Origin of the sequence: Massilia polaris (genome assembly GCF_012927275.1) — a bacterium.
Taxonomy (GTDB): Bacteria; Pseudomonadota; Gammaproteobacteria; order Burkholderiales; family Burkholderiaceae_D; genus Telluria_A; species Telluria_A polaris.
Window position 1 is genome coordinate 1 of the sequence record NZ_JABBGG010000007.1, and the last position, 12,395, is coordinate 12,395.

Sequence of the window (12,395 nt, forward strand, 5' to 3'; positions counted from 1 at the left end):
GCGAAAGGCTGGTTAGCCTCCTGAGTGACGAACGGCCCGATCGCAAATACGACCGGGCCGTCAAAGCGACACCGAAGCGCTACGCCGTTCGCGTCATTAAGAAATCACCTTAACTGAACGGCATTACTGGCAGAAGCCAGGCTTTCATGATGCGCCGGAAACGCGGTGCTTACTTGACCGGAGCCGGGGCTGGCGCCGCTGCCGCGCCCGCCGGGGCGTTCAGGTAAGTGATCCAGTACTTCGACAGGTCGGTCAGGCCATCGTTGCCCTTCAGGCCTTCGAACGCCTTGATCGCATCCGCCTTGCGGCCAGCTTTCGCGTAGGCAATCGCCAGGCGCAGCTTGGATTCGTCAGTGCGCTTCAGGCCGCCCTTGGCGATACCTTGCTCCATCAGCTTGATGCCCTTGTCGAACTGGTCCATGGTCACGTAAGCGTAACCGAGGTTGACCAGGCCGGTGCCGTCCTTCGACTTCATCGCGCTCGCTTCGCCAGCGGCAATGTTTTTGGCATCGTCGGCGGCTTGCTTGTTAGCCTTGTCGCGCAGTGCCTTGTGCGGGCCGGCATTGTTGCCTTTGCCCATCACGCCAGCAGCGTAGCCTTCGTCCATCGCCTTTTTCGCCTCGGTCGGGAAGCCTGCCAGCAATGCCAGCTCAGCCATTTCGTTGTACTCGAGCGGATCCAGCGTCTTCATCGCCATATCCTGCAGGCGCAGCACGTCGAGGCGGAAACGGTCGTTCCAGGTCGGCTTGCGCTGCATGCGGCTCAGCAGGTCGGTCCAGAAATCGTCGCTCGGGTGGTAGGTGACCAGCTTTTCCATCGCCATGATGTAGGTAGGATCATCCTTCAGCTTGGCGGCCGAGCTGCCCAGCAGGCGCAGGTCTTCCAGCTCAGGCGCCTTGCCTGCCTTTTCCGCATCGGCGATCACCGGCAGCAGCTCGGTCTTGGCGCCGGCGTAGTCGCCGCTCAGGTAGTAGGCGCGTACCAGCGCGTTACGGACCTTCTCCGGTGCTGGGCTTTCTTTCTGGTAGCGCTTCAGCCACTCGATTGCCTTTGGGTAGTTCTTGGCGTTGTAGTGGTAGTTGCCAAGTGCCTGGGTGAATTCAGCCTGTTCGTTTGCCGGCAAGCGGCCCGAAGTGATGACCGCTTCCAGTGCGCCCATTGCCATCGCATCGTTCCCCGACGACGAGCCCAGCGCCAGCTTCATGCGGTTCAGGACGTAGTCTTCGTACGGGGTGCGGTTCGGGAAAGCCTCGGCCTGGGTAACGCGCTCCTGCAGCTCGGGGAATTTCTTTGCAGCCATCATCTCTTTGAACACGGCCGGGTCGAGCAGCTTGAACATCTCCGGGCGGACGGTGTCCTTAGGCGCTTCGGCGGCGGCCGGGGCGGCTGCCGGTTTCGCCTGGGCATGCGCGCTGGTAAGCAGGGCAGGTGCCGCGTTCAGGCCGATAGCGGCCAGGAGCAAGCTGATACGAGCAAGACGGAATTGGGACATGAAAGATCCTTCAACAATGACAAAGAGGTGGAACCAGCACTACAACGCGCGAGCCCGGCAATCCGTGGACAAAGGCGAATCCGACGATGCCGAACGCAGAAAAGCGCACATTGTGGCATAAAGTAGACAAACAGACCCGGCAATCGTGTGAGCAAACGTTTCCGACTTCGGCGGCAACTTCGGGGTCCGTCCCCGGGGACAGACCCCGGGGACGGACCCCGAAGTTGCCGCCGAAGTTGCGGCGCCGAAGTTGCCGCCGAAGTTGGGGGAATGTTCAGGCGTTGTCGAAACCGGGGACGGGGACGTGGCCGTTGGCGTCGAGTTCGCCGGCAAGCCAGGCGTCGACGGCGTCGAGCGCCGGGGCGGCGAAGCCGTAGGTGATCAGCGCGGGCGCGTCGAAGTCGAGCGCCTGGTACGGATTCCACAGCGCGAGATGCAGGTCAGGCCTGAAGCGCGCGCGCGCATTCGGGCCGTAACGTACGCGCGAGGTGGACGCCAGGATGACGAAGCGGCCATCGTCAGGCAGCGCGCTCCAGTCGAAGGCTTCAGCGTCCGCATACGTCACGGTATCGACATCGAACCTGCGCGCCAGCACCGTGGCCAGCACGCTGGCCGTGACGCCGGCTTCCGACACGCCGTCGCTGACCGCATCCTGGCGCATCACCAGCCGTACCTTGCCGCCCACCGGCGGTCGCTGCGGATTGCCGCGCGCGGTCAGCGCACGCTTCCAGCCTTCGGCCATCAGCGCGCGGTCGTCTTCATCGGCCGCGTAATCGCACTGCGCGCACGCATAGGCGGCGGTCAGCGACGCCAGGCGTTCTAGCTTGCGCTCGACGTCGGCCATCGGCAGCTCGCCCGATTCGATCGCGCGCGCAATGGCATCGATGGTTTCTTCTTGCGTGACCGGGGTGCCGAGCGCCATGACCATGTCGGCGCCCGCGACCAGCGCCAGTACGGCTGCATGGCCGATGCCGTAGCGCCCCGCGATCGCATGCATGTCCATGCCGTCGGTGATGATCACGCCTTTGTATTGCCACTCGTCGCGCAGCAGGTCGCCGAGGATGCGGCGCGACATCGTGGCCGGGTGGTCCGGGTCGAGCGATGGGTACACGATGTGCGCGGTCATCATCGCCGGCGCCGCCTTCGAAGCGAGCCGGAACGGCTTGAATTCGAATTGTTCGAGTTCGGCCAGCGGCTTGTCGACCGTCGGCAGGTCGCGGTGCGAGTCGACGTGGGTGTCGCCGTGTCCCGGGAAGTGCTTGACGCAGCAGGCCACGCCTTCCGATTCGCTGCCGGCCATCCAGGCCATCGCCAGTTCGGTGGCGCGCTGCGGGTCGGCGCCGAACGAGCGTTCCGCGATCACCGGGTTGTGCGGGTTGTTGTTCAGGTCCAGCACGGGCGCGAAGTTCCAGTTGAACCCGAGCGCCTTGACCGCGCGCGCAACGGCGGCGCCGGTGCGCCAGGCGAGATCGGTGTTGTCGGCCGCGCCCAGCGCCATCGCCGACGGCGGCGCCGGCACCCAGGTCGAGCGAACGACAGCGCCGCCTTCCTGGTCGAGCGCGATCAGCGCGCCCGCTCCCATCGCCTCGGACAGATCGGACGTCAGCCGCTTGAGCTGCGCGGCGTCGGTCATGTTCTGCCTGAACAGGCAGGCGCCGCGCACGCTGTTGGCGCGCATGAAGTCAGCCGTCGCTTCGTCCAGCACGGTGCCGGGGAAGCGGATCATGATCAGCTGGCCGGCGAGTTTGCGGTATTGGTTCAATTGGCTGCTCCGTGGCCGTGCTTAGTTTGTCTTGGTGACTTTGCTCAGGTGGCGCGGACGGTCCGGGTCCATGCCGCGCGCTTCGGCCAGCTTGGCGGCCATCACGTAGAACGCCTGCACCGCGACGATCGGGTCGAGGTCCGGCGTGGCGGCGGTCGGCAAGGTCAGGTCGCGTTCGGCGATGTCGCTTGGCGCCGCCAGCAGCACGCGCGCGCCGCGGCCGCGCATCTCGGCTGCCAGCTGCACCAGGCCTGCCTGGGTCGGGCCGCGTGTGGCGAAGATCATCAAAGGGTAGCCTTCTTCGATCAGCGCCATCGGGCCGTGCTTGATCTCGGCGCCCGAGAATGCCTCTGCCTGCAGGGCCGAGGTTTCCTTGAACTTGAGCGCCGATTCGAGCGCGATCGGGAAGCTGATGCCGCGGCCGACGACCATGATGTTGCGGGCTGGCGCCAGCACTTCGATCGCAGGCGACCAGTCGGCTTGCGCCGCGACGGCCAGCGCGTCCGGCAGCGCGGCCAGGCTTTCTTTCAGCTCAGGGTCGTTCTGCCATTCTGCGACCAGGCGCGCGCCGGCGACCAGGCTGGCGATGAAGCTTTTGGTGGCGGCGACGCTTTGCTCTTTACCGGCGTGCAGCGGCATCGCCCATTCCGCGGCCTGCGCCAGCGGGGAGGTGATGTCGTTCACCAGTGCGACGGTGGTGGCGCCGCCGTTGCGGAAGTAGCCGGTCGGTTCGACCACGTCCGGGCTCTGGCCCGACTGCGAGATGGCGATGGTCAGCGTGTTGCGCGTGACGAGCGGCGACTTGTAAAGGGTCAGCAGCGACATCGGCAGCGACGCGACCACGCGGCCCATGCGCGCCATGATCAGGTAGGCGCAGTAGTTCGCGGCGTGGTCCGAGCTGCCGCGCGCGATGGTCAGCGCGGTGTTGAACTGCGTGGTCCGGAGCGTTTGCCCGAGGGCGGCGTAGCGGTCGGCGTCTTGCGACAGTTGCAGGGCGACGCATTCTGCCGCGGATACGGCCTCTTTAAGCATCATTGAGGTCACAGGCTTCTCCTTCGATATAAACAGATTTGATGTTCAGGTTGCGGTCGAGGACCACGAGGTCGGCGAAACAGCCAGGCGCGATGCGCCCGATCTGCGTTTCGCCCAGATAGTCGGCGGCATAGGTCGATACGCGGCGCGAGGCGTCGGCCAGGTCGAGGCCGAGCGAGACCAGGTTGCGCAGCGCCTGGTCCATCGTCAGCGTGCTGCCGGCCAGCGTGCCGTCGGGCAGGCGCACGCCGCCCATGCATTTGTGGACGACCTGGCGGCCCAGCATGTACTCGCCGTCCGGCATGCCGGTGGCCGCGGTGGAGTCGGTCACGCAGTACAGGTGCGGGATCGCGCGCAGCGCCACCTTGATGGCGCCTGGGTGCACGTGCAGCAGGTCGGGAATCAGTTCGGCGTACTGGGCATGCGCCAGCGCCGCGCCGACCATGCCGGGCTCGCGGTGGTGCAGGCCGTTCATCGCGTTGAACAGGTGGGTGAAGCCGGCCGCGCCGTGCTCCAGCGCGGCCACGCCGTCTTCATAAGAGCCCATCGTGTGCCCGATCTGGACGCGGATGCCGGCGTCGGCAAGCTGGCGCACCAGTTCGAGGTGGCCTTCGAGTTCGGGCGCCACGGTAATCAGGCGCATCGGCGCATGTTCGCCCAGCTTGTTGACTTCATCCAGCGTCGCCGAGCGCGCGAACGGCGGCTGCGCTCCGAGCTTGCCGGAGTTGATGTACGGGCCTTCGAGGTGTACGCCGAGGATGCGCGCGCTGCCTGCCACCGGATTGGCGCATGCCGCGCCGATTGCCTTCAAGGCGGCGACGATGTCTTCCGGCGGCGCCGTCATCGTGGTCGCCAGGAGGCTGGTGGTGCCGTGCTTCGCGTGCATCTTCGCGATCACCTGCGGTGCGTCGCCGCCCTGCATGACGTCCTTGCCGCCCGCGCCGTGCACGTGCAGGTCGACGAAGCCGGGGATGATGTAGTCGTCGCTGTTGATGGCCGGGTCGGTGGCGCCGCCATCGATGGCATCGATGCGCTTGCCGAAGCGGACCTCGCCGCTTACCCAGCCTTCAGGTGTAAGGATGTTGCCCTTGATTGCAGTGCTCATTGCACGCCTTTCTCGATGTGCTGTTCGATCATGCGCAGCGCGCCGCTGGCGGCGTCGCCGTGCGGTGCGACTGTGCGCGCGAGGAGTTCAGGAGGCAGGTAGGCGCGCAGCGCTTGACCGAGGCCGCCGCATAGTGCCAATGGTAGTTCCGCTGCCGGATCGAGGGCGCGCGCAATGACGGCCACTTCGCTGCCCGCATCGGCCAGGATCTGGCGCGCGGTTGCGTCGCTGGCCGCATGCGAGACCACGATCGGCGCCAGCGATGCGTACGCGGTCTGCGTCGCCTTGCCAAGCCAGACCTGGATGGCGTCGCGGTTGCCGCCGCAGGCGTCGATCACCTGCTGTGCAAACGGCGAATGCGGCTTGCGGCCGTCGAGAACCTGTTCGATGTGGTTGATGGCGCGCAGGCCCATCCAGCCGCCGCTCGCTTCGTCGCCGGCGGGGAAGCCCCAGCCGCCGACTTCGTGCTGTTCGCCGTCCGGCAACAGCACCTGGCCGACGCTGCCGGTCCCGATGGCGACAATCGCGCCGGGCTGGCCCTGGTGCGCGCCCATCAGTGTCGTGAAGCCGTCGGTCTCCAGCCGCAGCGCGGCATAGCCCGGGTTCGCGGCGACGAATTGCGCAGCCCACTCCTTGTTATGCACGCCCGCCAGGCCAAGGCCGATGGCGAGCAGGGACAGGGGAGGGTGTTCAACGCCGGCGGATGCAAAGGCGGCTGCGACCGCGTCGCCGATCGCACGCCACGCCTTGTCGATGCCGTGTGCGAGGCCGGATGGACCGCCCTGCGCCTGCGCGATTTCCTGGCCGCCTGCGCGCGCGAGGCGAACCCGCGTGCCAGTGCCGCCGCCATCAACGCCGATGAGATATTCGATCATATGGAGTGGGATCCTGTGCTGCCGTGAAGGTCAGGGCACTATAGGGATGCCAAACTCGTGTGTCAACAGGTATTTAATTGGTATTGGTGGGGTTTAAACTGGTATTGTGGTGGTGCTGTGTTTCGTGCGCCAAGTCCTTGATTTTTAAGGACTTGGCGCGAAAGTGGAATGGTGGTGCGGGGAAGGTGGTATGCGACCAGCCGGCGGACCGTCATCCCCTCCTGCTGCGGGAATGACGGGACCTTACTCTTCGCGCGCGCCCTTGCGGTCGATGGTGACCATGCGCGGCTTGTCGAGCATCGCGGTGCGGGTTTCGATTTTCGAGCGCACGTTGACGACGGCGTTACCAGGACCGCTCACGACAACGTCGGCGTGGCCGGCGGTCAGGGTGCGCGCATTCAGGCTGCCCGATCCCGACAGTTGCGCATTGATGCCTTCGACCGTGCCGCTGATATCGGCGTCGGCAGGGCCCATCATCTTCAGCAGCAGGCGCTTGCCGGACAGCGCGGCCTGCAGGCCGCCGGAGCCGTGCAGTTCGGCGTCGAGCGTGCCGGCCACGGTGGCCAGTTCCGCCGAGCCCGGGCCGCGCGTGCGCACGGTGGCGTTGGTGACCGCCAGGCGCGAGCCATCCAGGTCGCCCGATCCGGAAATGTCGGCATTCAGGGTGCCGGTGCTGCCGGCCAGGTCGACATTGCCCGGTCCTGCCATCAGCACGCGCACGTCGCGTGCGGCCAGGCCGCTGACCGACAGGTCGCCCGATCCATGCACTTCGCCTTCGAATTTTTTCAGGTTGCCGGCGATGCAGCCGTTGCCCGGCCCGTGCATCTGCGCGGTCGCGGATTCCACCGCCAGCGAGCAGGCTTCGAGGTCGCCGGAACCGTGTACTTCGGCGCGCAGGTCGCGGCTGCTGCCATCGAGGCGCGCGCCGCCCGGACCGTGCAGGTCGATGTTGGCCGATGCCAGGCGCAGGCGCCGCGCTTCCAGGTCGCCCGATCCGCTGACGCGGGCCGACAGCGTGCCGCTGATGTCGGCCAGCGTGACGTCGCCGGGGCCGGACATGGCCAGGTTGGCGCGCGTCGCGCGCATCAGGTGCAGGTCAAGGTCGCCGCTGCCGCTGCTGGTGACCTGGAGGTCGCGCACAGCGCCGCTGGCGCGCACGTCGCCTGGGCCGTTGAGGGTGACGGAAAAGCGTTCGCCGCCGACCTGGTCAAGTTCGACGTCGCCGCTGCCGGACGAGGTCAGCTTGCCCACCATCGCCGCGCTGATATTGACGGTGATCCGCTCGCGCGGCTTGCTGAAGCCGATGAAGAAGCCGCGCCGCTTCACCGGCCGCACCACCAGCGTGTCGCCGCTGACGAAGGTTTCGACGTCCGCCAGATCCTTGCGCGGGCCGGTCACCGACAGTGCGTTGCGGCCCTGCGCCTTGATGATCACGCGATAAGGGCCCGACAGTTCGATCGATTTGAACGCGCCGACCTCGCGCTGCACGGAGACGAGCTCCGAATCCTGCGGCGCTGCTGCCTGCAGCGATGGTGAGGCGAGGATGCCGGCGGCGACGGCGACGGCGAGACTGGTTTGCTTGAGCATCGTTTTCATGTCTTCTTTTCGTGGATGTGATCGAACCGAAGCATGACAATACGACAGGCCCTGGCCGGGCGCGACCGGAAACCGACAGAAGCGCAAAAACGTGGCCTCAAATGCAAAAGCGGCGGATAAACCGCTCAAGCCTCGTCATTCCCGCGGAGGCGGGAATCCATGGCATCGCGGATCATCCGGGCATGGCGTTCCCACCTGCGCGGGAACGCCGGCTGGCTTAGTTCTTGTACTGTTCCAGCTGCACGGCCAGCGCAGTTTTGTGGTTTCGTACGAACGCCACGGCTTCGGCCTTGACGGCGGCGCGGTCGCTTGCCGACGATTTGCCGATCGTGACGGTCGGGATGTTGAGCTGGTCGGCGCTGGCGCTGTTGGCGGCTGCGGTTGCTGCTGCTGCGGCGGTCACGGCGGCGTTGGCCAGTGGCGCGTCGGCGGCGAATGCGGAACCTGCTGCGACGAACACAACAGCAGCGGCGATGAATTTGGTTGCTTTCATGGTGTTTCTCCCTGTGTGTGGATGTCGCGGTATTGCTCGTCCAATGAAAGTCAGTGTACACATTGCGCCCTGAGCAAAAAAGGCGAATAATCGCAATGCTCCGTTGCGGTGGGCGCAATAATCAAAGGACAACATGGACAGATTGCAATCGATGCGGGTATTCGCGAAGGTGGTCGAGATGGGCAGCTTCGCCAAGGCCGCCGACGCGCTCGAGCTGTCGGCCACGGTCGTCACGCGCAACCTGGCCGATCTCGAAACGCATTTGGGCAGCCGGCTGCTCAACCGCACAACCCGCAAACTGTCGCTCACCGAATCGGGCCAGGTCTACCTGGCGCGCGTGCGGCAGATTTTGTCCGATATCGAGGACGCCGATGCCGAAGTGTCGTCGCAATCGCGCACGGCCAGCGGCGTGCTGCGTATTTACTGCCAGCCGGGTTTCGGCCAGTCGCAGCTTGGGCGCCTGCTGCCGCTGTATGCGCGCGACATGCCCGACGTGGTGCTCGACGTGACCTTGTCCGATCACGGCGTCGACCTGGTGCAGGAGGGCTTCGATGTCGGCATTTTCCTCGGCGTGCAGAAGTTCGACAGCAGCCTGGTCGCGCGCCAGCTGGCCACGTCCAACCTGATCCTGTGCGCGTCGCCGGAGTACGTGGCGCGCCGCGGCGAGCCGATCGCACCGGCCGACCTGTCCAATCACGACTGCCTGAACTTCGCCTACGAACAGCTGCGCCACCACTGGCCGATCCAGTGGGGCGACCAGCATGTCAATGTGCCGATCCACAGCCGGATGATCTCGAACAATGGCGCGGTGCTGCGCGAGGCGGCGCTGGCCGGGATGGGCGTGGCGATCCGGTCGTCGTTCGCGATCGAGGACGACCTGACCAGCGGTCGGCTGGTGCAGCTGCTGAAAGGTCGCCACCTCGGCCAGACCTCGGTGATGATTGTCTATCCGAGCCGGCGCCTGATGTCCTGGAAGACGCGCACCTTCATCGACTTCATGGCCGCCCGGTTCCCCCATCCGAAGTGCGATCCGTGGCTGGCGGAGACCGAGGCTGTGGCTGAGGCGTCCCCGGACGCCGCTTGTCGGGCGAAGTGATAGCCGCGCTGGCCGCGCCGGTGTCATAATGCAGGCATTGGCGCGGGCCCACGGGCATATCGCGCGCGCAAGTGGAGAATGGTAATGATTCGTTATATGGGTACGCAGAAGAACCCGGACGGTGCGACTGTCTACGTATTCCTCGTAAACGGCTTGCAAAAAGAAGTACGCGAGAGCGCGCTGAAACAGCACCCCGGGTGCTATGAAGCTTTGCCTGCATCGGCCAAGGCCAAGATCGCGGCGAACCGGCAATGGCTGTCAAAGCTGTAGCAGTGCGTCTCTGCGCCGCGCTGGCCTTCACCCTGGCCGGTCTGGCGCCGTCCTTTGCGCTGGCGGCGCCATCCACCTTCGGTCCCGTGATCGGCAGCGCGCTGCTGTGCCGCAGCCATCTCGATAATGCCTACTTCCATTCGTACCTGACCTCCGCTTTCGGCCCCTCGTACAAGCACGAAGGCGGCGCGTACTGGTTCAAGGCCGACGGCAGCCTGTGGGGCGCGCAGGTCACGGACATCATCGTCAGCGACGATACCAGCGAACTGGTTTTCGTCGGCGCGGTCGCCGAAACCTCGCCCGACAAGCTGGAACAATCGATCCGCAGCGCGTCCGGCGTGCGCCATCTTCCCGCCGACGGCTCGGTCTTTCCGGTGAGGCGCTCGGTGCCGGGTAGTAAAATCGTCTACTTCAACGACAAGTCGAAGATTTACTGCGCCCGCTACAAGCCTTTGCCGCCGGCGCGCCAGGTCAGGTAAACATGTACACCCAATTCTTCAGCCTGACCCAGCCTCCGTTTTCCATCGCGCCCGATCCGCGCTACCTGTTCATGAGCGACCGCCACCGCGAAGCGCTGGCGCACCTGCTGTTCGGCGTGGGCAGCGGCGGCGGCTTCGTGCTGCTGACCGGCGAGATCGGGGCAGGCAAGACGACCGTGTGCCGCTGCTTCCTCGAGCAGGTTCCCGAGCACTGCGAGCTTGGCTACATCTTCAATCCGCGCCTGAGCGTGGAGGAGCTGCTGCAATCGGTGTGCGAAGAATTCCACATCGCGCTGCCCGCCAGTGCAAGCGTCAAGGCGTACGTGGATGCGATCAACCGCTACCTTCTGGACTGCCACGCGCAAGGCAAGAACAACGTGCTGGTGATCGACGAGGCGCAGAACCTGTCGGCCGGCGTGCTTGAGCAACTGCGCCTTCTGACCAACCTCGAAACCAGCGAACGCAAGCTGCTGCAGGTGATCCTGATCGGCCAGCCGGAGCTGCGCAGCATGCTGGCGGAGCCGGGCCTGGAACAGCTTGCCCAGCGCATCATCGCGCGCTACCACCTTGGTTCCTTGTCCGAACAGGAAACCGGCAGCTACGTCGGCCATCGCATGGCGGTGGCGGGAGCCGTTGGTGCGCCCGCGTTCCCGCCCGCGCTGACGCCCTTGATCCATCGCCTGTCGAAAGGCGTGCCGCGCCGGATCAACCTGCTGTGCGACCGCGCGCTGCTTGGCGCCTATGTCGAAAACACGCTTCAGGTGACGCGGGCCATCCTGCGCAAGGCGGCTTCCGAGGTATTCCACGAACAGGGCGAGGCGCCGGCACACAAGCGCTGGGCGATGCTCGCCGGCGGCGTGCTGGCAGGCGCCGCGATCAGCGCCGCGGCGCTGCAGTTGGTGCCACAACAGCGGCAGGCAAAGTCCGTGGCCGTTCCGGCAGCGGCGCCGGCGCCGGTTGCAGCCGCCATCCCAAATGGCCACGAGTCGGCGGCCCCCGCGCTGCGCGAGCTGGCGGCGCTGTGGGGGCAAACGCTTTCCATGGGCGATCCATGCGAGGCAGCACTGCTGCAAGAACTGCGCTGCCTTCAGGGCAAGGGCGGCCTGTACGAAATGCTTCAGCTGGACCGCCCCGCGGTATTGACGCTGCGCGATGGCCCGCTGACGCGCCACGCCGTGCTGGTGGCGCTGGACGACGACAAGGCCACGCTGTCGGTCGCCGGTGTCAGGCGCGTTGTGACGGTCGCCGCACTGGCTGCGCGTTTCGACGGCAGCTTCATCACGTTCTGGCGCGCACCGCGCACGTTCCGTGATCACGTGCCTTCAGGCGGGCAGGGCGCGGACGTCGACTGGATCGCGGCGCGCCTCGCACAGCTTGACCGTGCCGACGCACCGGCTTCGGGCCAGCTGCTCGACGCGGACATGCAGAAGCGGCTGCGCGCCTTCCAGGCCGCGCAAGGCCTGAAAGCCGACGGCATGGCAGGCCCGCGCACCTACATGCGTTTGAACCAGTTGGGCGGGGTCGCGGAACCGCGCCTGCTCGCCCAGCGCAAGGAACACTGAGCCGATGTCATACATCCTTGAGGCCCTTAAAAAAGCACAGGCGGAGCGCGAGCTTGGTTCCGCGCCGAGCATCCATGCAGCACCGGTCCACGCCGCGCCTGTGCGTCCGGCGGCCAGCCGCAAGCCGCTCTTGATCGGACTGGGCGCGGGCGCGCTGCTTGCCGGCGTCGCGGCCTTCGCGATGCTGCGCCAGAGCGCGCCGCCGCCACAGCCGAAGCTGGTCGCCATGGCTCCGGCGCCGGCGCCGGCCATCGTCGCCGTTCCGCCCGCACCTGTCGTCGCGCCGGCGCCGGTTCCGAAGCCCCCCGTGGCAGCGGTAAAGCCGCCGCCACCGAAACCGCAGCCAAAGCCTGAACCCGCGCCCGCGCCGGCCGCGCCGCCGCAACCGGTCGAGGACACCACCCCGCCGCTTAGCCAGCTTCCCGACGCCATCCAGCGCGAAGTGCCGCAGATCGCTGTCGGCGGCTACATCTACTCCGCCAATCCTGCCGATCGCCTGCTCCTGATCGACAAGGTGCTGCGGCGCGAGGGCGAGGAAGTGGCGCCCGGCCTGACCCTGGAGAGGCTGCTGCCCAAGGCGGCGGTGATGAACTACCGCGGTTACCGATACCGTCTACCGTATTAGAAAGCGCC

At 66.3% G+C, this 12,395-nt stretch carries 12 protein-coding genes; 5 read left to right on the top strand and 7 right to left on the bottom strand.

Annotated features, from left to right (window positions below; translation table 11 throughout):
- Positions 1-169: 169 nt before the first annotated feature.
- From HHL21_RS13060 to HHL21_RS13090, 7 genes are all read right to left on the bottom strand, one after another.
- Positions 170-1,492: a tol-pal system YbgF family protein gene (locus tag HHL21_RS13060; RefSeq protein WP_169466509.1), complete on the bottom strand. Its 1,323-nt coding sequence runs from the start codon at positions 1,490-1,492 to the stop codon at positions 170-172.
- Positions 1,493-1,766: 274 nt separating this feature from the next.
- Positions 1,767-3,218: a glycoside hydrolase family 3 protein gene (locus HHL21_RS13065; protein ID WP_169467086.1), complete on the bottom strand. Its 1,452-nt coding sequence runs from the start codon at positions 3,216-3,218 to the stop codon at positions 1,767-1,769.
- A 57-nt stretch (positions 3,219-3,275) separates the two neighbouring features.
- Positions 3,276-4,289 (bottom strand): SIS domain-containing protein, encoded by a 1,014-nt coding sequence (locus HHL21_RS13070; protein ID WP_169467088.1) that lies wholly within the window; start codon positions 4,287-4,289, stop codon positions 3,276-3,278.
- Positions 4,279-5,391 carry an N-acetylglucosamine-6-phosphate deacetylase gene (gene nagA / locus HHL21_RS13075; protein WP_169466511.1) on the bottom strand — a complete coding sequence of 371 codons (1,113 nt, stop codon included), beginning with the start codon at positions 5,389-5,391 and terminating at the stop codon, positions 4,279-4,281. Before nagA ends, HHL21_RS13070 begins: the two co-directional genes overlap by 11 nt.
- On the bottom strand, positions 5,388-6,266 hold the full coding sequence (locus HHL21_RS13080; protein WP_169466513.1) for a glucosamine kinase nucleotide-binding domain-containing protein: 879 nt from the start codon (positions 6,264-6,266) through the stop codon (positions 5,388-5,390). Before HHL21_RS13080 ends, nagA begins: the two co-directional genes overlap by 4 nt.
- 243 nt (positions 6,267-6,509) lie before the next feature.
- Positions 6,510-7,862, bottom strand: a complete 1,353-nt coding sequence (locus HHL21_RS13085) for a GIN domain-containing protein (RefSeq protein WP_169466514.1) — start codon at positions 7,860-7,862, stop codon at positions 6,510-6,512.
- A gap of 217 nt (positions 7,863-8,079) precedes the next feature.
- Positions 8,080-8,355 carry a hypothetical protein gene (locus HHL21_RS13090; RefSeq protein ID WP_169466516.1) on the bottom strand — a complete coding sequence of 92 codons (276 nt, stop codon included), beginning with the start codon at positions 8,353-8,355 and terminating at the stop codon, positions 8,080-8,082.
- Between the two features lie 133 nt (positions 8,356-8,488).
- Between HHL21_RS13090 and HHL21_RS13095 the strand changes: the two genes are divergently transcribed.
- From HHL21_RS13095 to HHL21_RS13115, 5 genes are all read left to right on the top strand, one after another.
- Entirely contained in the window at positions 8,489-9,451 is a 963-nt protein-coding gene (locus HHL21_RS13095) for a LysR family transcriptional regulator (protein WP_169466518.1), read from the top strand.
- Between the two features lie 84 nt (positions 9,452-9,535).
- Positions 9,536-9,721 (top strand): hypothetical protein, encoded by a 186-nt coding sequence (locus HHL21_RS13100; RefSeq protein WP_169466520.1) that lies wholly within the window; start codon positions 9,536-9,538, stop codon positions 9,719-9,721.
- Positions 9,703-10,200 (top strand): hypothetical protein, encoded by a 498-nt coding sequence (locus HHL21_RS13105; RefSeq protein ID WP_169466522.1) that lies wholly within the window; start codon positions 9,703-9,705, stop codon positions 10,198-10,200. The genes HHL21_RS13100 and HHL21_RS13105 overlap by 19 nt, the downstream gene beginning before the upstream one ends.
- A 2-nt stretch (positions 10,201-10,202) precedes the next feature.
- A complete protein-coding gene (locus tag HHL21_RS13110) occupies positions 10,203-11,762 on the top strand; it encodes an ExeA family protein (RefSeq protein WP_169466524.1) in 1,560 nt (519 codons plus the stop codon).
- A gap of 4 nt (positions 11,763-11,766) precedes the next feature.
- On the top strand, positions 11,767-12,387 hold the full coding sequence (locus HHL21_RS13115; protein ID WP_169466526.1) for a general secretion pathway protein GspB: 621 nt from the start codon (positions 11,767-11,769) through the stop codon (positions 12,385-12,387).
- Positions 12,388-12,395: the final 8 nt, after the last annotated feature.